Origin of the sequence: Halomonas sp. PAMB 3232 (assembly GCF_031954225.1) — a bacterium.
Classification (GTDB): Bacteria; Pseudomonadota; Gammaproteobacteria; order Pseudomonadales; family Halomonadaceae; genus Vreelandella.
In genome coordinates, this window is record NZ_CP134865.1 from 2,428,759 (window position 1) to 2,451,265 (window position 22,507).

At 62.7% G+C, this 22,507-nt stretch carries 20 protein-coding genes; 9 read left to right on the forward strand and 11 right to left on the reverse strand.

All coding sequences use genetic code 11. The features are described 5' to 3' along the window. Positions 1-2: 2 nt before the first annotated feature. The 3 genes from prpC to RN346_RS11120 all read right to left on the reverse strand — a co-directional run bounded on the left by prpC (position 3) and on the right by RN346_RS11120 (position 3,011). Positions 3-1,133: a 2-methylcitrate synthase gene (prpC, locus tag RN346_RS11110; RefSeq protein WP_311958259.1), complete on the reverse strand. Its 1,131-nt coding sequence runs from the start codon at positions 1,131-1,133 to the stop codon at positions 3-5. A gap of 175 nt (positions 1,134-1,308) precedes the next feature. Further along, the gene (gene prpB, locus RN346_RS11115; RefSeq protein WP_263586740.1) at positions 1,309-2,211 is read right to left on the reverse strand and encodes a methylisocitrate lyase; all 903 of its coding nucleotides are present in this window, start codon (positions 2,209-2,211) and stop codon (positions 1,309-1,311) included. 62 nt (positions 2,212-2,273) lie between these two features. After that, on the reverse strand, positions 2,274-3,011 hold the full coding sequence (locus RN346_RS11120) for a GntR family transcriptional regulator (protein ID WP_263586739.1): 738 nt from the start codon (positions 3,009-3,011) through the stop codon (positions 2,274-2,276). A 252-nt stretch (positions 3,012-3,263) separates the two neighbouring features. Here RN346_RS11120 and pabB point away from each other — a divergent pair, with 252 nt between their 5' ends. After that, positions 3,264-4,622 (forward strand): aminodeoxychorismate synthase component I, encoded by a 1,359-nt coding sequence (pabB, locus tag RN346_RS11125; RefSeq protein WP_311961157.1) that lies wholly within the window; start codon positions 3,264-3,266, stop codon positions 4,620-4,622. 118 nt (positions 4,623-4,740) lie between these two features. Then, on the forward strand, positions 4,741-5,361 hold the full coding sequence (locus RN346_RS11130; RefSeq protein WP_311961158.1) for a phosphoadenosine phosphosulfate reductase family protein: 621 nt from the start codon (positions 4,741-4,743) through the stop codon (positions 5,359-5,361). An 84-nt stretch (positions 5,362-5,445) separates the two neighbouring features. Here RN346_RS11130 and cysB read toward each other — a convergent pair whose 3' ends face one another. Further along, positions 5,446-6,420, reverse strand: coding sequence for an HTH-type transcriptional regulator CysB (cysB, locus tag RN346_RS11135; protein WP_263586736.1), 975 nt, complete (start codon positions 6,418-6,420; stop codon positions 5,446-5,448). Between the two features lie 331 nt (positions 6,421-6,751). Between cysB and trxA the strand changes: the two genes are divergently transcribed. After that, positions 6,752-7,075, forward strand: a complete 324-nt coding sequence (gene trxA / locus RN346_RS11140; protein ID WP_252109029.1) for a thioredoxin — start codon at positions 6,752-6,754, stop codon at positions 7,073-7,075. Positions 7,076-7,178: 103 nt separating this feature from the next. Here the strand turns inward: trxA and RN346_RS11145 are convergent, their stop codons facing one another. Further along, the gene (locus tag RN346_RS11145; protein WP_311958264.1) at positions 7,179-8,330 is read right to left on the reverse strand and encodes an AI-2E family transporter; all 1,152 of its coding nucleotides are present in this window, start codon (positions 8,328-8,330) and stop codon (positions 7,179-7,181) included. Positions 8,331-8,535: 205 nt separating this feature from the next. Here RN346_RS11145 and RN346_RS11150 point away from each other — a divergent pair, with 205 nt between their 5' ends. Further along, positions 8,536-9,423 (forward strand): SIMPL domain-containing protein, encoded by an 888-nt coding sequence (locus RN346_RS11150; protein WP_311961159.1) that lies wholly within the window; start codon positions 8,536-8,538, stop codon positions 9,421-9,423. Here the strand turns inward: RN346_RS11150 and serS are convergent. Continuing rightward, positions 9,368-10,645, reverse strand: coding sequence for a serine--tRNA ligase (gene serS, locus RN346_RS11155; RefSeq protein ID WP_311961160.1), 1,278 nt, complete (start codon positions 10,643-10,645; stop codon positions 9,368-9,370). The genes RN346_RS11150 and serS overlap by 56 nt on opposite strands. 179 nt (positions 10,646-10,824) lie before the next feature. On the opposite strand from serS, the gene RN346_RS11160 reads away from it, so the two are divergent. After that, positions 10,825-11,415 (forward strand): DUF4202 domain-containing protein, encoded by a 591-nt coding sequence (locus tag RN346_RS11160; RefSeq protein ID WP_311961161.1) that lies wholly within the window; start codon positions 10,825-10,827, stop codon positions 11,413-11,415. Between the two features lie 81 nt (positions 11,416-11,496). Then, positions 11,497-14,658 (forward strand): FAD-binding and (Fe-S)-binding domain-containing protein, encoded by a 3,162-nt coding sequence (locus RN346_RS11165; protein ID WP_311961162.1) that lies wholly within the window; start codon positions 11,497-11,499, stop codon positions 14,656-14,658. An 88-nt stretch (positions 14,659-14,746) separates the two neighbouring features. On the opposite strand, the gene trpC is transcribed toward RN346_RS11165, so the two are convergent. Genes trpC through RN346_RS11180 form a run of 3 tightly spaced genes read right to left on the reverse strand, consistent with a single transcriptional unit; the run spans position 14,747 to position 17,184 of the window. Then, on the reverse strand, positions 14,747-15,550 hold the full coding sequence (gene trpC / locus RN346_RS11170; RefSeq protein ID WP_311961163.1) for an indole-3-glycerol phosphate synthase TrpC: 804 nt from the start codon (positions 15,548-15,550) through the stop codon (positions 14,747-14,749). Positions 15,551-15,555: 5 nt separating this feature from the next. Beyond that, complete coding sequence (gene trpD, locus RN346_RS11175) at positions 15,556-16,575, reverse strand: anthranilate phosphoribosyltransferase (protein ID WP_263586729.1); 1,020 nt, start codon at positions 16,573-16,575, stop codon at positions 15,556-15,558. Positions 16,576-16,611: 36 nt separating this feature from the next. After that, entirely contained in the window at positions 16,612-17,184 is a 573-nt protein-coding gene (locus RN346_RS11180) for an aminodeoxychorismate/anthranilate synthase component II (protein ID WP_263587298.1), read from the reverse strand. Between the two features lie 188 nt (positions 17,185-17,372). On the opposite strand from RN346_RS11180, the gene RN346_RS11185 reads away from it, so the two are divergent. Continuing rightward, positions 17,373-18,284 carry a metal ABC transporter solute-binding protein, Zn/Mn family gene (locus tag RN346_RS11185; protein ID WP_311958268.1) on the forward strand — a complete coding sequence of 304 codons (912 nt, stop codon included), beginning with the start codon at positions 17,373-17,375 and terminating at the stop codon, positions 18,282-18,284. A 12-nt stretch (positions 18,285-18,296) separates the two neighbouring features. Here RN346_RS11185 and RN346_RS11190 read toward each other — a convergent pair whose 3' ends face one another. Beyond that, positions 18,297-18,965, reverse strand: a complete 669-nt coding sequence (locus tag RN346_RS11190) for a phosphoglycolate phosphatase (protein WP_311961164.1) — start codon at positions 18,963-18,965, stop codon at positions 18,297-18,299. A gap of 165 nt (positions 18,966-19,130) precedes the next feature. Here RN346_RS11190 and RN346_RS11195 point away from each other — a divergent pair, with 165 nt between their 5' ends. Then, positions 19,131-20,429: an NAD(P)/FAD-dependent oxidoreductase gene (locus tag RN346_RS11195; RefSeq protein ID WP_263586726.1), complete on the forward strand. Its 1,299-nt coding sequence runs from the start codon at positions 19,131-19,133 to the stop codon at positions 20,427-20,429. A gap of 57 nt (positions 20,430-20,486) precedes the next feature. Here RN346_RS11195 and rpe read toward each other — a convergent pair whose 3' ends face one another. Then, complete coding sequence (gene rpe, locus RN346_RS11200; RefSeq protein WP_311961165.1) at positions 20,487-21,182, reverse strand: ribulose-phosphate 3-epimerase; 696 nt, start codon at positions 21,180-21,182, stop codon at positions 20,487-20,489. A 287-nt stretch (positions 21,183-21,469) separates the two neighbouring features. On the opposite strand from rpe, the gene cysP reads away from it, so the two are divergent. After that, positions 21,470-22,501: a thiosulfate ABC transporter substrate-binding protein CysP gene (cysP, locus tag RN346_RS11205; RefSeq protein ID WP_311958271.1), complete on the forward strand. Its 1,032-nt coding sequence runs from the start codon at positions 21,470-21,472 to the stop codon at positions 22,499-22,501. Positions 22,502-22,507: the final 6 nt, after the last annotated feature.

Consider the following 22,507-nt stretch of genomic DNA (forward strand, 5'->3'; position numbering starts at 1 on the left):
TCCTAGTCGCGCTCTTCGATCGGCACCCACTCGCTCTTTTCGGGGCCAGTGTAGTCGGCGCTCGGGCGAATGATGCGATTGTTGGCGCGCTGTTCGAACACGTGCGCCGCCCAGCCGGTCAGCCGGGACATGACGAAGATCGGCGTGAACAGCTTGGTCGGAATCTCCATGAAGTGGTAGGCGCTGGCGTGGAAGAAGTCCGCGTTGCAAAAGAGCTTCTTCTCGCGCCACATCACCTTTTCACAGCGCTCGGAGACCGCATAGAGCGTGGTGTCGCCCACGTCTTCGGAAAGCTTTTTGGACCACTGTTTGATGATCTCGTTGCGTGGGTCGACCTCGCGGTAGATCGCGTGGCCAAAGCCCATGATCTTCTCCTTGCGCTCGAGCTTGCCGAGCATTTCGCGCTCTGCCTCGTCCGGGGATGTCCAGTCCTGGATCATCGCCATCGCCGCCTCGTTGGCGCCGCCGTGCAGCGGGCCTCTGAGCGAGCCGATCGCCCCGGTCACGCAGGAGTGCATGTCGGAAAGCGTCGAGGCACAGACCCGCGCGGTAAAGGTCGAGGCGTTGAACTCGTGCTCGGCGTAGAGAATGAGGGATACGTTCATCACCCGGGCGTGCAGCTCGGAGGCCGGTTCGCCGCGCAGCATGTTGAGAAAGTGCCCGCCCACGGAGATATCGTCGGTTTCGGTATTGATGCGCACGCCGTCGTGGCTGAAGCGGTACCAATAGCAGATGATCGAGGGCAGCACGGCGAGCAGCCGGTCGGCGACGTCCTGCTGCTCGTCGAAGCTCTCCTCGGTCTCCAGGTTACCAAGCATCGAGGTGCCGGTGCGCATCACGTCCATCGGGTGGGCGTCGGCGGGGATCTCTTCGAGCACTGCTTTGAGCGGGCCGGGCAGGCCGCGCAGCCCCTTGAGCTTATCGATGTAGTGGTCGAGCTCGGCCTGATTGGGCAACTTGCCCTTCAACAGCAAATACGCGACCTCCTCGAATTTGGCTTTCTCGGCCAGCTCCTTGATGTCGAAGCCGCGGTAGGTGAGCCCGGAACCGGTCTTGCCTACGGTGCAAAGCGCGGTACTGCCCGCGCTCTGCCCACGAAGCCCGGCGCCTGCCAGCGGTTGTTTGTCAGCCATGGTGCGTCTCCTCAATGCTTTTTATAAGTACTTTTTTTAGGTACTTTTTTAGGTGCTTTTTGTAAATACTGTCTATCAGTACCGTTTATAAGTGCTGCTTATGGGCGTTTTATAACTGCTTTCTGTCACTGCTTTTACAGGGGCCTTTTTATCGCCGCCTTGTAGAGCATTTTGCTCAGCGCTCGTTTTGCTCGCTGAACAGCGCGTCGAGCTTCTGCTCGAAATCGTGGTAGTTGAGAAAATCGTAAAGCTCGTCGCGGGTCTGCATGGTATCGACCACCTCACGCTGATGGCCGTTGTCGAGAATGCTCTGGTAGACCTTGAGCGCCGCGGCGTTCATGGCGCGAAACGCCGACAGCGGGTAGAGCACCATGGCGCAGCCAGCCTCGCCAAGCTCGGCCTGAGTGAAGAGCGGCGTGGCACCAAACTCGGTGATATTGGCCAGAATCGGCGCGTCCACGCGGGTACAGAACGCGCGGTAGTCGTCGAGGGTGTGCACGGCTTCGGCAAAAATAGCGTCGGCGCCGGCCTCGATACAGGCGTTGGCGCGCTCGATCGCGGCATCCAACCCCTCTTTCTGGAAGGCGTCGGTGCGCGCGATCAGGTAAAAGTCCGGGTCACGCCTGGCATCTGCCGCCGCCTTGATGCGATCGACCATCTCACTCTGCGAGACGATCGCCTTGTTCGGCCGGTGACCGCAGCGCTTTTGGGCCACCTGGTCCTCGATATGCACCGCCGCCACCCCGGCGCGCTCCATTTCCTTCACGGTGCGGGCGATGTTGAACGCGCCACCCCAGCCGGTATCGATATCCACCAGCAGCGGCAGGTCGGTGGCCCCGCAGATGCGGTGGGCATCCTCGACTACATCGTTCATGGTGGTCATGCCCAGATCCGGCAGCCCGAAGGAAGCGTTGGCCACCCCGCCGCCGGAAAGATAGATCGCTTGGTGCCCCACCCGCTCGGCCATGAGCGCGGTGTAGGCGTTGATGGTGCCAAGAATGGGCAGCGGACGCTGATCCTGCAGCGCCTGGCGAAACCGGGCGCCCGGGGTGAGCGAAGAAGGTGCGTGCGTGGACATGATCTCTCCTGTCGATGTTGTTATAAGATGGTTGTTATAAAAAGGGTGTTATAAAAAAGCCGCTATGAATCGGTCTGGCCGTCGGCCAGCATCGCCGCGTAGCGGTCGGCGACGTTTTCGCGGGAGGCGCTGACGTGGCGACGCATCAACAGCTCGGCAAGCTCGGCGTCGCCGGCTTCGATGGCATCGACGATGCGATGATGCTCCACGAAGGCGCGCTGGGGCCGGGCGCCGCTGGCGCTGAACTGGGTGCGGTAGAGGCGCACGAGATAGTAAAGATCGTCGCAGAGCAGGTTCATCAGCATTCTGTTGTGGCTGCCCTGCACGATCAGGTAGTGAAAATCGAGATCGCCTTCGCGCTGATAGTAGGCCTCGCCGCGCTGCAGATCCGACTGACTCTCGTGCACCGCCAACACGTCGCGCAGCCCCTGAATCTCTTTTGGCCCCATATGCTCGGCGGCCAAGCGGGCGGCCATGCTCTCGAGCGCCTCGCGCACGTCGAATAGCTCGATCAGCTCCTTCATCGAGAGCTTGACGACCCGGGCGCCCACGTGTGGCACGCGCTCAATCAGCCGGTGCGCTTCGAGTCGGCGCATCGCTTCTCTCAGCGGCCCGCGAGAGATACCGTAACTCTTGGAGAGCCCGGGCTCGGTGATCTTGCTCCCCGGCGGCAGCTCGCCGCGCACGATGGCACTTTGCAGCTGGTGAAACACCCGCTCGGCCAAGGTGCGCACTTCCGGCGTATCGGGATCGAATGCGCTGTCAACGCGCGGCTTGGGCACTTTGCTAATGGCGGTCATGGCTAATTGTCGACAATAAAGAGAGTTACCGGCACTTTAGCCCGCGACCCACCGAGCGTCAACCGCACTCAAGGCGCGTTTTATGGCACTTTGGTGGGAGAAAACAAAAGTTCTGCCCCGAAATGTCTACAATTCAGGCGAAGAGAAAAACTAAAATGATGAGCACCACGCGTGGAAAATAAGCCGATGCGCGACTGGCCCTCGACGAGCACGCTCACTAGAATAACCGGCCCAACCGCAAGGCACCGAGTCATGAGCGCGTCGTTCACCATTACCGCCCTTCCCTACGCCCAGGACCCACTGGCGCTGTTTGCCCGGCTCAAGCACCGCCCAGGCGCCATCCTGCTCGACAGTGGCCGCCCGGCGGCCAAAAGCGGGCGCTTCGATATTCTGGTCAGTGACCCTATCGCTACGCTCGAGATCGACGCGCGCGGCGCCGTGGCGCTCGACACCGACACGCTTGTACCGCCCAGGGCGCTTCTGGACGACCCTTTCGCGCTCAAGGCCTGGCTACTCGCGCAGCTTCCCCCACCCGTCGAGAAAAGCGAGCTTCCCTTTATGGGCGGGCTGATGGGCTACTGGAGCTATGAGTTCGGCCTCGCCCAGCAGGGCATCGAAAGCCGCCACGAGAGCGCCACGTCGCTTCCCGCGGCGCGGCTGGGGCTTTACGACTGGTGCATCACGCTCGACCATCACGCCGACCAGGCCTGGCTGGTCGCCTCCCCTGCGCGGCGAGACACGGTTCTTGCGTGGCTCGACGCGCCCGCGCCCGAACCAGATGACTTCCGACTGACCGGGGCGTTCGAGGCCGAGCTCGATCAGCGCGCCTACGTCGAGCGCTTCGAGGCGGTACAGCGCTACATTCGCGCCGGCGACTGCTACCAGATCAACCTGGCGCAGCGCCTGTCCGCCCCTTTCGAAGGCGATGCGTGGCAGGCCTACCAGCGGCTTCGCCGCGCCACGCCCACGCCGTTTTCCGCCTTCATGGCCTGGAAGGATCAGGCGGTGCTGTCGCTGTCGCCGGAGCGCTTCATTCAGGTGGCGAGTGGTGAGGTCGAAACCCGCCCGATCAAGGGCACCCGCGCTCGGGGCAAGACACCGGCAGAGGATCAGGCGCTGGCCGAAGCGCTTTTGGCCAGCGTCAAGGATCGCGCCGAGAACGTGATGATCGTGGATCTTTTGCGCAACGACCTGGGACGGGTATGCCGGCCGGGCAGTATTCACGTGCCCAAACTCTGCGCGCTCGAAAGCTACCCCAACGTGCACCATCTGGTCAGCGTGGTACAGGGCACGCTGGCCGAGGATCAGTCGGCGCTATCGCTTCTAGCGGCGGCGTTTCCCGGCGGCTCGATCACCGGCGCGCCCAAGTTTCGCGCCATGCAGATCATCGACGAACTCGAGCCCTGCCAGCGCAGCGTCTACTGCGGAAGCCTTGGCTACGTCGACGTGCGGGGGCATATGGACACCTCGATCGCGATTCGCACCATGGTGGCGGATCAGGGCGCGCTGCACGTCTGGGGCGGCGGTGGGCTGGTAGCAGACTCACAAGCGCAGGAGGAGTACACCGAGACGCTGGATAAAATCTGCCACCTGATCGGTGCGCTGGAATAAGTGACAGGCTTTTTGATTCTGAAAGTAATATAAAAGCCAAACCAAACGGTATTGGGGCGCGCGCTATCTCCTTTGGTAGCCTAGCGTTCGACGTTTCGCTCAAAGCGCAGGAGGCCGCATGTCGTCAACACTGGAAGCCATGAATCGCGATCACGCCAATGACCCCCACGTCCTGATCGAATGGGCATTGAAACAGGGCGAGCGCCCGATCTGCACGACCAACTTTCGCCCCTTCGAGGCGGTCATTCTGCACATGGCGACTCAGGTGCGCCCGGACATCCCGATCGTCTGGATGGACAGCGGTTACAATACCGAGGCGACCTACCGCGTTGCCAACGAGATCATCGAGCGGCTGAACCTGAATATCGTCAGCTTTTTGCCCAAGCGCACCCGCGCCCACCGTGAAGCGCTTGAGGGCCCCGTGCCGGGTATCGACGACCCGCGCCACGACGCCTTCACTCAGGAAGTCAAAATCGAGCCGTTCGAGCGCGCGCTCAAGGAGATGCGCCCGGACGTCTGGCTGACCGCGCTGCGCGCCGAGGACACGCCGGAGCGCGCCAAAATGCAGCCGCTGAGCCAAAACGCCGACGGCCTTTTGAAAGTGGCGCCGCTTCTGCACTGGAGCGCAAAGGATATGTACGAGTACCTGCAGGCGCATGATCTCCCCAACAACTTCGACTATTTCGACCCCACCAAGGTGGAAGAGAAGCGCGAGTGTGGCCTGCACCTGCAGCACTAGGCGCTGGATAGCCCGCTTCTACCAAAAAAGGCGCCGCTAAGCGGCGCCTTTTCGTTGGCGAGTACGGGGTGAGCGTGAATAAACTCAGTACTCGGGCAGCTCGACGCCCTCGAACAGCCCCTGCTCCTGACGCGGGCCGATGTTGAGCGCTTCATCGACGCGCTCGCGCGTCAGGTGCGGGGCGAAACGGGCGAGAAAATCGTACATGTAGCCGCGCATGAAGGTGCCGCGGCGAATGCCGATTTTGGTGGTGGAGCTTGCAAACAGGTGGCCGGCCTCCAGCGCGACCAGGTCGCTATCCAGCGCCTCATCGACCGCCATATGGGCGACGATCCCTACGCCCATGCCAAGGCGCACGTAGGTCTTGATCACGTCGGCATCGGCGGCGGTGAGTACCACGTTAGGCGTAAGCCCCCGGGCCTTGAACGCGTCGTCGAGCTGCGAGCGGCCGGTAAAGCCGAACACGTAGGTGACCAGCGGGTGCTCGGCGAGCGCCTCCAGGGTCAACGGCCCATCGAGCTCAGCGAGCGGGTGGCCCTTGGGCACCAGCACGCAGCGGTTCCAGCGGTAGCAGGGCAGCAAAATCAGATCGGTAAAAAGCTCCAGCGACTCGGTGGCGATAGCGAAATCCGCCTGGCCTTCGCTGACCATCTGGGCGATCTGCTTGGGCGTGCCCTGCTGCATGTGCAGCGCCACTTCCGGATATTTTTGGGTGAAGGCGCTTATCACGGGCGGCAGCGCATAGCGCGCCTGGGTGTGCGTGGTGGCGATCGCTAAACTCCCACGGCGTTCGTCGCTGTGCTCCTGGGCCACCTGCTTGATGTTGTCGGTAAGCTTAAGCACCTGGCCTGCCAGCTCGATGATCGACTCCCCCGCCGGCGTTACACGGGTGAGGTGCTTGCCGCTTCGAGCAAAAATTTCCACGCCCAGCTCGTCTTCCAGAAGGCGGATCTGTTTGGAGATGCCGGGCTGAGACGTAAAAAGGCTTTGAGCCGTGGCCGAGACGTTGAGATTGTGCCGGTTCACTTCCCAGATATAGCGAAGTTGCTGTAGCTTCATGTGATCTACCTTGCGTCCCGAAGAAGCCGCTCAAAGCGCCTCTTCTGCCATACGTTCGCGCGCGGCGACCCAAAGCGGGCCAAACCGCTAAACGCATAAATTTGAATAAAAAATATTCCCTTAATTCCCTTATAGTATAAGAAATATGAAAGCCTGGCACCCTATAATTTAATCGCCCCAAGCGGTCAGAGCCGGGTGAAAGTTGCCAGTTTAGGCGGCGGGCGCTACCATCGTGGCACCTGGCGCGATAAACATGCGCTATTCTATCGCGTAATAGCCGTTGCTCAGTGAAGGCAACGAATCGTAAGAGCAACGTAATCAGGAGATGTAAATGGCTACCAATGTAGATGTCACCAACGCCAATTTCGAACAGGAAGTCCTCAACGCCGAGCAGCCGGTGCTGCTGAAGTTTTGGGCCCCCTGGTGCGGCCCGTGCAAGGTCATGGCACCGGTGGTCGACGAAGTAGCTTCCGAGCGCGGCGACGGCCTGAAAGTGGTCAGCGTCAACGTTGACGACGCCCCGGAGATCGCCGCTGAACAGGGCGTTCGCGGCGTCCCCACCGTCATGCTGTTCAAGTCCGGCACCAAGGTCGCTTCACTGGTCGGCGCGCAGTCCAAATCCCAGCTGACGCAGTTCATCGACCAGAACGCATAAGGCTCAATGCCCAGCGTCTGGCGCTGACAAGGCGCCTAAACGACACGGGGCTACCGCTTTCGCGGTAGCCCCGTGTCGCGTTTGGGCCCTGCTGTTCATCCGGTTATTCGCTGGTTTCCGGTTTCTTGATTAAAGGCTCCGGGTCCGGCTTTTTGCGCCGCCAGGGCGCCTTACTGGGATCGCCACCGTGATTGACGCTTCGCCGCAGCTGGCGCGTACCCGGCCCCAGAAGATGGGCAATCCAGCGCGTCTGCGGGTGGCTGTCGAGCGCGATCTTGAGCGTCATGGTCAACACCACCGACAACAGCATCCCCGCCGCACCGAAGATCCAGCCCCATACCACCAGCGACAAAAACGCCACGAAGGTGGAAAGTCCCAGCGCCTGTCCCATGACTCGCGGTTCGATCAAATTCCCCATGACGAAGTTGATCACCAGATACGCCGAGGCCAGCATCAACGCCTGCAGCACGCCCCCATCCTGAGCGACGAGCAGCAGCAATACCGGCGGCACCGCCGCCAACGCCGAGCCGATGTTGGGAATGAAGTTGAGCGCAAAGGCAAGTACGCCCCAGAGTAGCGGAAACTCGACCCCGATCATCAAGCACGAAAGCCACACCAGCACGCCGGTTGCCAGGCTGATCACGGTCTTGATCGCCAGATAACGCTTCAACGTGGCGCTGAATTCGGCGAAACGCTTGAGGCTCGGCGCCGGATTCTCCAGCGCCCGAGCCACCTTGGAGCGAAAGTTGAGCGTCTCGAACAGCATGAACATGACCAGCAGCGACACGACACTGCCCTGCATCATGATCGCCCCGACTTCGCTGACCAGCACTGCCACCCAGGAGCCATCGTCCTCCATCGCCAAGGCACTGCTCAGCTGATCCGGGTCGATGGCCACGCCGCGAGCGGAGAGCGTATTGAGCATACTCCAGTAGTGCTCGTAGAGACGCGCCTCGATATCCGGCAGCGCGTCGATGAAGGTGCTGAAGCTATTGACCACCAGCACGCCGAGCAGCAAAAAGAAGGCGGCCAGCACCACCAGCGTGATCAACGCCGCCATGCGCATACCGACACCGTGGCGGTGCAGCCAATGCACCGGCGAGGTACACACCACGGCGATGAAAATGGCCAGCAGCAGCGGTACCAGTAGATCCGAGCCAAGCTTCATCCCCGTGACGATGACCACCAGCGCCGCGATCGCCAGCGTCGCGTTCAAAGGGATGCTGCGATAATCCTTATCCGACAACTTCTGCATGGCCCATTCCTTGAGATTGATCCTTACATAATGGCTGCTCGCCGCTCAATTAACAAACGGTGCATATAATAAGCAACTGTTTTACGACTACGCTTGATAAGTGAACTTATTGCCGGCGTGATCTTCCAAGTCGTGTTCGCTTAGAGCCCTTCCCGGATCACTTCGACGGACGCTTTCGTCCAGCGCTTTTACAAGGAATCGTTTTATGACTTTAAACCCGTACGCTCGCTCGATGATGAAACTTCGCACTCACGTAGCCGGCACGGCCCTGGCCGCCCTGCTCTGCGCCGGTGCCGCCCAGGCCTCGACGATGCCGACGCAGCCCCCCGGGCTTAGCGTTCAGGCCCAGTCCTTCGTCGAAGTCGAACCGGACAAGGCGAGCCTCTCGGCCAGGCTTTGGGAAAACACCCCCGCCGTGTCATCGCTCGACGATAGCGAACAGGGCGCACTTGGCGAGGCCCGCCAGCGCCTGGAAGAGCGCTCGCGCCAGCTGATCGAGGCGATGGAAGAGGCCGGGCTGAGTGAGCGCGCCATTAGCGCAGGCTCGCTTAACGTCTATCAGGAGCAAATGAACCAGCCCCAGGGCCAGGGTGGCGAACAGGAGATGATGGTGCGCACGCGGGTCGAGCGCCCCTTCGATATCGAGCTCTCAGACATCGACCGGCTCAAAGACGTGCTGGACGCGCTGGTCGATGCCGGCGTCAACGCGCTGGACGGTGTCCAGTTCGATCTCAAGGACCGCGAAGCGGCGACCGACGAGGCGCTGGTGATGGCGCTCGAGAAAGCGCAGCGCAAGGCGGAGCTCATGGCCCAAACCCTGGGCGCCGAGCTCGGCGACGTGCAGCATATCGCCGAAACCCAGGCCCCGGTGTTCCAGCCGCGCATGATGGCGATGCGCGCTGAAAGCGCCCCGAGCGGCGCCAGCGATGAATCCAACGCCGAGTACCGCCCCGGCATCATTCGCATCGATGCCGGTGTCAACGTCGAGTGGGCGCTCGCCGGCCAGAACGACGGCGAGCGCGGTGACGAGCGTGGTGCTAGAGAGCGAGACGCTCGAGACCACCAAGATACGGACGCAGCGGCTCAGGAATAACGACCGAGCCATCCGCCTGCTGGTGATTCTCCAGAACCGCCAGCAGGCAGCGCCCCACTGCCAGCCCCGAGCCGTTCAGGGTGTGAAGCAGCTGGGGCTTTTTCGTGTCCGGCTTGCGGTAGCGCGCCTGCATGCGACGCGCCTGAAAATCCTCGCAGTTGGACACCGACGAGATCTCGCGGAAGGTTTCCTGGCTTGGTAGCCACACTTCCAGGTCATAGGTTTTCGCCGCGCCAAAGCCCATGTCGCCGGTGCACAGCGTTACCACGCGATACGGTAGCTCCAGCGCCTGCAGGATCGCCTCGGCGTGGCCGCGCATCTCCTCCAGTGCCTCGTAGCTCTTCTCCGGCTCGACGATCTGCACCATCTCGACCTTGTCGAACTGGTGCTGGCGAATCATGCCGCGGGTATCGCGCCCGTAGGCACCTGCCTCGCTACGAAAACACGGCGTGTGCGCGGTCAGCTTCATGGGAAGCTGGGCCTGTTCGACGATCTCGTCACGCACGAAGTTGGTAAGCGGCACTTCCGAGGTGGGAATCAGGTGGTACTCGCGCTCGTCGTCGAGCTTGAACAGGTCCTCGCCGAATTTCGGCAGCTGCCCGGTGCCCATCAGCGAGTCCCGGTTGACCATGTAGGGTACGTAGCACTCTTCGTAGCCGTGGGACAGCGTCTGGGTGTCCAGCATGAACTGGGCCAGCGCCCGGTGCAGGCGCGCAATCGGCCCACGCATGACGGCAAAGCGCGCGCCGGTGAGTTTTGATGCGAGTTCGAAATCGAGATAGCCGGATTTCTTGCCCAGATCGACGTGGTCGAGCACCTCGAAATCGAAGGTTCGCGGCGTACCCCAGCGGTGCAGCTCGACGTTGTCGTCTTCGCTTTTGCCTTCGGGCACGCTTTCGTGGGGCACGTTGGGAATGCCGCTGACCGCATCGTCCCACTCGGCATGCACCGTGGCGAGTTCCTCCTTCGCGGCGTCGAGACGACCACCCAGATCGTCGACTTCGCTCAGAAGCGGCTGGATATCCTCACCCTGAGCCTTGGCCTTGCCGATCGCCTTCGATCGGGTGTTACGCTCGTTTTGCAGCTGCTCGGTCCGGGTCTGCAGCTCGCGGCGGCGCGACTCGAGCGCCTCGAGACCCGACGTGTCCAGTGCATAGCCGCGCTTGGCAAGCTGTGATGCCAGCGCATCCAGGTCGGTACGCAGCAGTTTCGGATCGAGCATGAAGACTCCTTGGCCTAAATCGGTTGAACACGGCGCACGCCGCCGGTGATAAAGCGCCCTATTGTAGGCAAAAGCGCGGCAAGGGGCTACGCCAAGCCCGCCTTGCGAAGGCCAGCATTGAGATCCAACCCATTTATCGGCAATCTGAGGCATCGATTTCCTTTAAAGGCACCGCGCTCATGTCGACCGCTTTTGATCAGACCCTGCAGGCCATCGATGCGCTTCACGGCGAAGACCCTCGCCACGTTGAGGCGCCCGGCGGTGAATCGACGCCGCAGGAGCTCGCCTACGCCGAGCGCATGACCCATTGGCTGTTCGCGCTCGAAAGTGCGCCGGCTGAGCTATTGCAGCTGGCGGTGCGCGCTCAGCATCTGCAGCGTTGGAAAGTGCCGCGCAGCGACTATCCCGAGGGGCGGGTCGGCTATTTGACCTGGCGGCGCGATCAGGGCCTGCGCGCCGGCGAAACCGTCGCCGAGATCATGACCAGGGCCGGCTTCGATGATGAAGACGCCAAACGGGTCGCGGATATGATCGCCAAGAAGGGGCTGGGGCGCGACCCCAACGTGCAGACGCTGGAGGACTGCGCCTGCCTGGTGTTTCTGGAGAACCACTTCGCGGCGTTTGCCACCAAAATCGAGCACGACCACATGGTGCGCATCGTGCAGAAAACCTGGCGCAAGATGTCCGAGCGGGCCCATACGCTTGCGCTATCGCTGCCCATGACGCCGGGCAGCGCCGCGATCGTCGAACAAGCTCTGGCAGCGCCGTAACGCGTCGAAGATGCACGCGCGGCCGGGCTCCGGTAAAGTAGAGCGCCTCTTCTATTCGCTGCAATGACGGCTCGACCGACCATGATAGCTTCGCTTGATTCGCGCAAGATCCCGTTTTCCGGCCTGGGCGAGCGCTACATGCGCTTTTTGCAGGCACTCAAGGCGCGTGGCTTCGAGGGCGAGATCGCCCCGGACCACGCCAGCCGCACGGTGCTTGCCACCGATAACTCCATCTACCAGCGCCAGCCCCAGGCGGCGGTGTTCCCGCGTCACGCCGAGGATCTGGAGCGCCTTGCCCGGCTCGCCGTCGAGCTGCCCTACCGCGATATCGTGCTCACCCCGCGCGGCGGCGGCACCGGCACCAACGGGCAGTCGCTGACCGACGGCCTGGTAGTGGACGTCTCGCGCCACATGAACCGAATTCTCGAGATCGACGCGGACAATCGCCGCGTGCGCGTTCAGGCCGGCGTGGTGAAGGATCAGTTGAACGCCGCGCTCAAGCCTTACGGGCTTTTCTTCGCCCCGGAGCTTTCGACCTCGAACCGCGCCACCATCGGCGGCATGATCGCCACCGATGCCAGCGGCCAGGGCAGCTGCGTCTACGGCAAGACCCGCGATCACGTACTCGAGCTCGATACCGTACTGCTCGGCGGCGCCCATCTGCACAGCCGAGCGCTCGACGCCGAGGAAGAAGCAAAGGCGCTCGAGGAGCCCGGGGCGCTCGGGCGCGTTCACCGCGTCGCGGCCAGCATCATCGATGAGCAGCGCGCGCTGATCGAGGCGACCTTTCCGCCGCTCAACCGCTGCCTGACCGGTTATGATCTGGCGCACCTGCGCGATGATCAGGGGCGGCTGAACCTCAACAGCCTACTGTGTGGCGGCGAAGGCTCGCTTGGTCTGGTCAGTGAAGCGGTGCTCAACGTGCTGCCGATCCCCAAACACTCGACGCTGATCAACGTGCGCTACCCGGGCTTCATGGAGGCGCTGCGCGATGCCAAGGCGCTGATGGCCAGCGCCCAGCCGACCTCGATCGAAACCATCGACGATACGGTGCTCAAGCTCGCCATGGAGGATTTCGTCTGGGACGGCGTGGCCGCGTTCTTCCCGGAAAGCGACCCGCCTACCGGCGGTATCAACCTGGTCGAGTTCAGCGGCGACGACGAGGCCGCACTCGCCGAGCGGGTGGCGGCGTTCACCGAGCACCTCGGTCGTGACGCCACCGTTACGCGGCTGGGCTATACCGAGGCGCGCGGCCGCGAGCAGATCAGTACGGTTTACGGCATGCGCAAGCGCTCGGTGGGCCTTCTGGGCAACGTGCAGGGCGAGAAGCGCCCGTTGCCGTTCGTGGAGGACACGGCGGTGCCGCCGGAGCACCTGGCAGATTACATCAGTGAGTTTCGCGCGCTGCTCGATGCCCGCGGGCTCGACTACGGCATGTTCGGCCACGTCGATGCCGGCGTGCTCCACGTGCGCCCGGCGCTGGACATGAAGGACCCGGCCCAACAGGCGCTGATTCGCGAGATTTCCGATGAGCTCGCCGCGCTCACGCAGAAGTACGGCGGGCTTTTCTGGGGCGAACACGGCAAGGGTATCCGCTCGGAGTACTCACCCAAGTTCTTTGGCAAACTCTACCCGAGCCTGCGGCGCGTCAAGGCGGCGTTCGACCCCCACAACCAGCTGAACCCGGGCAAGATCGCTACACCTGCCAGCGACGACCAGGCGCCTTCGACGCTGATCGCCGTCGACCGCGACCCGATCGAGCGCGACCCGGTCGTCCGCGACCCGGTCGTCCGCGACCCGGGGCTATTGACCATCGACGGCGTGACCCTTCGCGGCGAGCTCGACCGTACCATCGACGAGCGCGCCTGGCAGGCGTATGACGCCGCGGTCTACTGCAACGGCAACGGCGCCTGCTACAACTATGACGTCGACGACCCGATGTGCCCCTCCTGGAAAGCGACGCGCGATCGTATCCACTCCCCCAAGGGCCGCGCGAGCCTGGTGCGCGAATGGCTGCGCCTGCAGTCCAACGCCGGTATCGATGTGGTCGAGGAGTCGCGCAGGAAAAAGGCCGAAACGGGCTTTGGCTTTGTCAAAAGCCTGCCCAAACGGATCAGCAACACGCTCAGCCGCGAGCAGCATCACGATTTTTCCCATCAGGTGTACGACGCCATGGCCGGGTGCCTGTCGTGCAAGTCCTGCGCCGGCCAGTGCCCGGTGAAGGTGAACGTGCCGCAGTTTCGTTCGCAGTTTCTGGAGGTTTATCACGGGCGCTACCTGCGCCCGGTGCGCGACTACGTGATCGGCGCCACCGAGTGGACGCTGCCCGGGCTTGCCAAAATGGCGCCGCTCTACAACGCCGCGATCCAGAAGCCCTGGATGGAGCGTTTGATGCGCCGGTCGATCGGCATGAGCGACTCGCCGACGCTATCGCGCGCCAGCGTGAAAAAGCAGCTGCGTGCCTGGGGCGTGGCCGAGGCCACCCCGACCTCGCTTGCGCTTCTGACCGAGCGCCAGCGGGCGAAAAGCGTGATTCTGGTGCAGGACGCCTTCACCACCCACATGGAAGCGGACCTGGTGCTGGACGTGGTAGAGCTTCTGCACCGCCTGGACGTGCGCGTGTTCGTGCTGCCGTTTGCAGCCAACGGCAAGCCGCTGCAGGTGCAGGGCTTTCTCGGCGCCTTTGAGCGCACCGCCGAGAAACAGGCCAAACGCCTGCGCGCGCTGGCCGAATTCTCGATCCCCTTCGTCGGCATCGACCCGGCCATGACGCTGACCTACCGCCAGGAGTACGTGAAGGCGCTCGGCCGTGAGGCCGTGCCCGACGTGCTGATGCTGCAGGAGTGGCTGGTGACCCAAACCCAGGCGCTGGCCTCGTTCAAGGGGCGGCTGGCGGACCCGGGCTACCGGCTCTTGTCCCACTGCACTGAAAAAACCAACGCGCCGGGCAGCCCGAAAGCCTGGCAGCAGGTGTTCGCCGCCTTTGGCCTCGAGCTCGAGCTTCTGGCCACCGGCTGTTGCGGCATGTCCGGCACCTACGGCCACGAAACCCGCAACGTCGCCACCTCGAAGGTCATCTACGCTCAGTCCTGGCAGCCCCAGGTCGAGGCCACGGAGAACGCCGACCGGCTGTTGGCCACCGGCTATTCGTGTCGCAGCCAGGTCAAGCGCTACTCGGAACGTACGCTCGCGCACCCGCTGCAGGCGCTGCTGCGCTGCCTGAAAGCCGCCGCGCCGGCGTAGCGCCTTGCAAAGCGAAAAAGCCCCGAGCGCGATCGCCCGGGGCTTTTTTTATTTCTGCGCTGACCAGTGCCAGGCAAACAAAACGGCGCTAGAAGAAGAGCGCGCCGAGCGCCTGGCCCGGGTCATCCTTGCGCATGAACGCCTCGCCCACCAGAAAGCCGTTTACGTGGTGATCACGCATCTTCGCCACGTCCTCGCGGGTCAGAATGCCGGACTCGGTGATCACCGTGACGTCCTCGGGAATACGCGGCAATAATTCGATGGTCGTGTCGAGGTCGGTCTCGAAGGTGTGCAGGTCGCGGTTGTTGATGCCGACCAGCTTCAACTCCAGCGCCAGCGCCCGCTCGAGCTCCTGGCCATCGTGCACCTCGACCAGCACGTCCATACCCAGATCCGTCGCCTGACGGTGCAGGGTTGCCAGGGTTTTGTCATCCAGGGCGGCGGCGATCAGCAGAATACAGTCAGCGCCGATCGCCCGGGCCTCGGTGACCTGATAGCCGTGAGTGATGAAGTCCTTGCGGATGACCGGAAGCGTACAGGCGTTTCTCGCGGCGATCAGGTCGTCCTCGTGGCCCTGAAAGAAGTCCGCATCGGTGAGCACCGACAGACACGCCGCGCCTCCGGCCTCGTAGCTTTCGGCGATGGCCGCCGGGTCGAACGCTTCGCGGATCACCCCGCGCGAGGGCGAGGCCTTTTTCACCTCGGCGATGATCGCCGGATCCCCCGCGGCGATGCGTCGGTTGAGGGCGTCGATGAAGCCGCGCGTCGCGCTCTGCTTCCGGGCAAGCGCGAGCAGGTCGTCTTCAGAAACCGCCTGACGGCGGGTGGCGACTTCTTCATCCTTGCGCGCGAGAATGCGCGTCAGAATGGTGGGCGTTGAGGAGCTGGACATGAGAATTACTCTTTGAACACGCTGGTAAAGTGCGAAAGCTCCTTGAGCTTTTCAAGCGGCAGTTTGGAGGCCTGGGCATCCTGGGCGACGGCCACACCCTCTTTCAGGGAGTCCGCAATACCCGCGCAGTAGAGCGCCGCGCCGGCGTTGAGCGTGACGATATCCGCCTCCGGGCCGTCGCCGACCAGCGCGGCCTTGACCAGGCGTAGGCTCTCCTCGGCGGTCGCCGCCTTGAGCGTGGCAAGGCTTTGACGCTCGATACCAAGCGCCTCCGGCGTAATGGTGTACTCGATGATCTCGCCATCCTTGAGCTCCGCCACCTGGGTGGGCGCGGCCAGCGATATCTCGTCGAGGCCATCCTCGGAGTGCACGACCATGGCATGACGGCTGCCGAGTTTCTTGAGCGCCTCGGCCATCAGCGGCACCAGGTGCGGGGCGTAAACGCCGAGTACCTGATTGGGGGCGCTGGCCGGGTTGGTCAGCGGCCCCAGAATGTTGAACAGCGTGCGCACGCCCATTTCGCGACGCGGGCCGATGGCGTAGCGCATCGCCGGGTGATGGTTGGGGGCGAACATGAAGCCGACGCCGACCTGCTCGATACAGCGCGCGACCTGCTCCGGGGAAAGATCCAGATAAATACCGGCGATATCGAAAAGATCTGCGCTTCCCGACGAGGACGACACGCTGCGGTTGCCGTGCTTGGCCACGTGGGCCCCGGCGGCGGCGGCGACGAAGCTCGACGCGGTGGAGACGTTGAACAGGTTCGCGCCGTCGCCGCCGGTGCCGACGATATCCACCACGTTGTCGGTGAAGAGCCGCACCGGGCGCATCAAATCGCGCATTACCTGGGCGGCGGCGCTGACCTCGACGGCGCTCTCCCCTTTCATGGAGAGCCCGACCAGCAAACCGCCGATCTGGGCGTCGGAGGCTTCGCCGGTCATGATCTGATGCATCAGCGTGCGCATGACGTCGAAAGATAGATCTTCACGGCGCATCACCGCGTTGATGGCGTCTCGCATTTGCATGAAAGGACAGGCCTCTTTACGTAAAAAAGTGAGCAGTCAGCTGCGCGTTAGAAAATTGGCCAGCAGCGCGTGACCCTGACGGGTCAGTATCGACTCAGGATGAAACTGCACCCCTTCGATATCAAGCGTTCGGTGGCGCATCCCCATGATCAGCCCCGGCGTTTCGTCACCAGCCGTCGTCCAGGCGGTGACCTCGAAACACGCGGGCAAGCTTTCGCGCTCGACGACCAGCGAATGGTAGCGGGTCACCTCGAGCGGCGTTTCCAGAGCGCGAAACACGCCAATGCCCGTGTGCTCGATGGATGACGTTTTACCGTGCATCACCTTAGGCGCCCGCACGACCCGCGCCCCGAAGGCCTGGCCGATCGCCTGATGACCCAGGCACACGCCCAAAATGGGCAGCGTGCCGGCAAAGCGCTCGATGGCCGAAAGCGACACGCCCGCCTCGTTGGGCGTACAGGGCCCGGGGGAAATCACCAGGTGCGACGGCGCCAATGCCTGGATCTCATCAAGCGTTATGGCGTCGTGACGATAGGTCAATACCTCGGCGCCCAACTCGCTCAGGTACTGAACGATATTGAACGTGAAGCTATCGTAGTTATCGATCATCACCACACGCGGTGTCTTGTCCGCTATCGCCACGCTTACCCCATCACACTGATCAATCGGCTAAAAACGATGATACCCTAACCGGGCAGCGCGTTGCAGTGGTCAGGCGATATCAACGCCCCGCGGGCACTGGCAAGACGCTCGTGCAATTATTATGATCTGGCGTTTTTTAACGAGGAACATTTGGAATGAAGCACCGCGCCATCCTTGGGAGTCTATTGGTCGCCGGTTTGTTGGCCCTGGCCCTCCCCGTGCAGGCCGCGCCCTCGTATAAAGTGATGGCCTCGTTTTCGGTGATCGGTGATTTGGTACAACGCATCGCCGGCGACGACATCAGCGTCGAGACCATCGTGCCCCGCGGCCAGGATGTGCACCGCTGGGAGCTGACCCCGCCCAACGTGCTGGCGATCGAAGAGGCGGATATCGTCTTCTATAACGGCTACGGGCTCGAGCCCTGGCTTAGGCACGTCGAGGCCATGGCGGATCAGCGCCTGCGCCTCAAACCCGTGGCCGAGCGGGCGCAGTTTGAAACGCTGCCGGTGACGGTGGGCCGGCTCCATGGCAGCGTCGACCCGCACCTGTGGATGGACCCGGCCGGCGCCAGCGCCTACGTCGACGTCATTGCGCGCACCCTGGGCGAGCAGTATCCGGAAAAGCGCGACGCGTTCGAGGAGCGCGCCGCGCGCACCCGCGAGTCGCTGGCGCTTTTGAGCGCGCGTCTCACTGAGCGCCTGGAAGGTATTCCCCAAACCAACCGTGTGCTTTATACCAGCGAAGCCGGGATGGCGTATTTTGCCCGCGCCTTCGATTTCGACTACGCCGCCATCTGGGGCAGCAGCAGTGAGCGCCTGGGCAGCGCCTTCGATATGGCGGTGATGAGCGAGCGGCTGACCCACACCCGCCCACCGGCGCTTTTTTACGAGAGCACCACGCCCTGGATTCACATGGATGCGCTATCGCGGGAGAGCAATATTGCGCTCGCCGGCCCCTTGTTCGTCGATAGTCTCGGCGACACCGACAGCCCCGCCTATAACTACCCGGGCATGCTCAACTACAACGCCGAGCTTCTGCACAGGGCGCTCGGCGGCGCTCGGCCCTGAGCCGGGGCATTGTCAATCGAGTAGCGCGGTGAGGCTCGCCACGCAAAGATCCGGCCGGCTCGCCTCGATCGGCTCCCCGTGGTTGTAGCCATAAGGCAGGGCGACGGTGGCGAACCCCGCCGCCCTGCCCGCCTCGATATCGTGTTTAGAATCCCCCACCATCACGCACGCCTTTGGCGCTGCGCCCAGCGTATTTGCAGCGTGCAGCAGCGGAAGCGCACTCGGCTTTTTCTCGACCAGGGTGTCGCCGCCGATACAGAGCGCGAACCAATTCAACAGGCCGAAATGTTCGAGAATCGGCGCGATGAAGCGTTCGGGCTTGTTGGTGATTAGCGCAAGCGCGAAGCCGGCCTCATCGAGCGCGGCCAGCGTCTTTTCAACGCCATCGTACACACGGGTATGGGCAAACGGCGCGGCGCCGTAGTGGCGCATGAACGCCTCGTACGCCTGGGTCAAAAGCGTGCTGTCTGGCGCCTCACCCAGCGCCCAGGTCAGGGCGCGCTCGACCAGCGACCGGGCGCCGTTGCCCACCCAGTCGCGCACGTTGGCCTCGTCCGGGGCGCGAACGCCGACCTCATCGAGCGCTTTTTGCACGCCCACGGCCAAATCCGGCACGGAGTCGATCAGGGTGCCGTCCAAGTCGAAAGCGATGAGCCGCTTGTCCGTTAAAATCGCGTGCATGAAACCTTCCTGTGGTGTTGTCAAGGAGCTGTCGAAAAGCGGTAAGCTCAGAGTGCCAAAAAGCACGCCCTGCGTCAGGCGAAAAGACGATAAAACCGCGCGCCGCCATTCGTCAGAATCAGTAGAAAGCACTATGCTGAAGCCAAATTTGCCAAGGAGAAGCCAGTGACTCACCCAAGGATCGTCATCGTCGGCGGCGGCGCGGGAGGCCTTGCGCTCGCCACGCGTTTAGGGCGCACGCTCGGCAAGAAGCAGCGCGCCGAAATCGTCCTTCTGGACCGCAGCGCCACCCACGTCTGGAAGCCGCTGCTGCATGAGCTGGCCACCGGCGTGTTGAACTCTGCCATGGACGAGGTCGACTTTCGCGGCCACTCCAGCGCCCACGGTTACCGCTACCAGCGCGGCTCGCTGTGCGGGCTCGACCGGGAAAACAAAACGTTGAGCCTGGCCCCCATTCTCGACGAGGATGGTATCGAGGTGCTGCCCGAGCGCACCCTCACCTATGACTACCTGGTGCTCTCGCTTGGCAGCGTCTCGAACGACTTCGGCACCAAGGGCGTGGCCGAGCACTGCCACTTCATCGACTCGCCCCAGCAAGCGAAGCTCTTTCAGCGCGACATGATCAACACCTTCCTGCGCTACACCGACCCGACGCTTCGAACCCACACCACACTAAGCGTCGGGATCGTCGGCGGCGGTGCGACCGGGGTGGAGCTCGCCGCGGAGCTTCTGGACGTCACCCGTCTGCTCAATGCCTACGGGGTCACCAACGTCGACGACAACCAGATCAGCGTTCACCTGATCGAGGCGGCGCCGCGCATTCTGCCCGCCCTTTCCGAACGCGTCAGCCAAACCGTTCACAAGGAGCTCGAAAGCCTGGGCGTCAACATCCATCTGGAAACCGCGATCAAGGAGGCGCGGGAGTACGAGCTGGTCACCGGTGACGGCGAAACGATCGAAACCGATCTGAACGTCTGGGCTGCGGGCATCAAGGCGCCGGACTTTCTCGCCGAACTGGGGCTTACGGTGAACAAGAGAAACCAGGTATGCGTCCAGCAGACCATGCAGAGCGTCGACGACCCGAGCATTTTCGCCATGGGCGACTGCGCCAGCTGCCCCCAGGGTGACGACTCCACGGTGCCACCCCGGGCCCAGGCCGTGCGCCAGCAGGCGGGGGTGTTGGCGGAAAATATCACGCGGGCGCTCGAGAGCAAGGAACTCAAGCCCTTCAAATACAAGGATAACGGCTCGCTGGTGTCGCTTGCCCGCTACGACGCGGTTGGCAACCTGATGCGCGGTGGCGCCTCACGCGGACTGTTTCTGGAAGGCTGGATGGCGCGCAACGCCTACGCCTCGCTCTACCGCATGCACCAGGTCTCGATTCACGGCGTACCGAAAACCGGACTGACCTGGGTGGTGGACAAGCTAAACCGTTATCTGAAGCCGCGCATGAAGCTGCACTGAGCGCGACCTGATGATCTTCCAGAACGAGTGGCCTGCTGAATTTAGCGGCCTATCGGATTAGTGGCCTGCCAAAGCCTGGCGCAGTGAGCCGATCACGCTGTCGTAGCCGTTCGGATCGCTTTTGCTGTGTGCATTGAAGATCGCGGAGCCGGCGACGAACGTATCCGCGCCGGCCTCCCTGATGGCCTGGATGTTATCCACCTTGACGCCGCCGTCGACCTCCAGGCGAATCGGGTGCGGGGCGGCGTCGATACGCGCGCGCGCTTGCCTGAGCTTGTCCAGCGTCGCCGGAATGAACGACTGCCCGCCAAAGCCCGGGTTGACGCTCATCAGCAGCACCATATCGATCTTGTCCATCACGTAGTCGAGATAGGAAAGCGGCGTGGCCGGGTTGAACACCAGTCCCGCCTTGCAGCCGGCGTCGCGAATCAGCTGGAGCGAGCGGTCGATATGCTCGGAGGCTTCCGGGTGAAACGTGATGTAGCTGGCACCGGCCTCGATGAAATCACCGATCATGCGATCCACCGGCTTGACCATCAGATGCACGTCGATGGGTGCGGTCACGCCGTGGTCTCTAAGCGCCTTGCACACCATCGGCCCAATGGTCAAATTCGGCACGTAGTGGTTGTCCATGACGTCGAAGTGGACGATGTCGGCGCCAGAGGCGAGCACGTTGTCGACCTCTTCCCCCAAGCGGGCGAAGTTGGCAGAGAGAATCGAAGGGGCGATGAGAAAATCTTTCGCGGCGGTCATAAACGCTCCAGGGTAAAGCGGGCGCGCCTCAAAGGCGCTGACAAAGCGCGCATGATACCAGAGTCCGACGTTTCAGCGCCTGTCCGCTTAGCGGCGAGGGAACGGTCATTATTCCCCAATCGAATATAAAGGCAGATTGTAATTCCTGAAACACAGGACTAACCTTGTCTTATCGCGAAAACGTCTATGGCCAGACCGACTCTACCGATCTCCATGGACGCCGTGCTTGCATGATCGCTCGGCACCTCGCTCACTCCTACTTGCCTGCCAACAAAAGGAAAGATTCGATGCGCTTACCGCTTGCCCTCTCTGCTCCCTTCACCCGCACCGCGCTGGCCCTTGCGCTCGGCGCCACCGCTGCGGGTGCGACCGGCACGGCCATGGCCCAGGAGCGCGAGCTTCTGAACTCGTCCTACGATATCGCTCGCGAGCTGTTCGCCGCGATCAATCCGGACTTCATCGAGTGGTGGGAGCAGGAGCACGACGAAGAGGTCAGCGTGAGCCAGTCCCACGGCGGCTCCTCTGCCCAGGCGCGTGCCATCATGCAGGGCCTTCGCGCCGATGTCGTCACCTTCAACCAGGTGACCGATGTCGACGTACTGGCGGACGCCGGGCTGGTCGACGAGGATTGGCAGGACGCGTTCGACAACAACGCCTCGCCCTACTATTCCACCACGGCCTTTCTGGTGCGCAAGGACAACCCCAAGGGTATCGAGAGCTGGGACGATCTGGTTCAGGAAGACGTCGAGCTGGTATTCCCCAACCCGAAAACCTCCGGCAACGCACGCTACACCTACCTCGCCGCCTGGGGCTTCGCCGATCGTGAATTCGAGGGTGACGAAGAGCAGATTCATGAGTTCATGCGTACCCTTCTCGCCAACGTGGCGGTATTCGACACCGGCGGTCGCGGCGCCACCACCAGCTTCATCGAACGCGGCATTGGCGACGTGCTGATCAGCTTCGAGTCCGAGGTGAACAACATTCGCCGCGAGTACGGCAGCGACGATTACGAAGTCATCGTGCCGCCAATGAGCGTGCTGGCGGAGTTCCCGGTCGCGGTGGTCTCGGAAAACGCCGAGCGTAACGGCAACGAGGACCTCGCTCAGGGCTATCTCGACTACCTCTACACCGAAGAGGCTCAGCGTACGCTGGCCGGCTTCAATTACCGCGTTCATAACGACGCCGTGGTAGAAGAGTTCGCCGACGAGTTTCCGGAAACCGAGCTCTTCAACGTCGACGACGTCTTCGGCAGCTGGGACGAGATCATGGAAACGCATTTTGAGAGCGGCGGCATGCTCGACCAGCTTCAGCGTCGCTAACGGCTC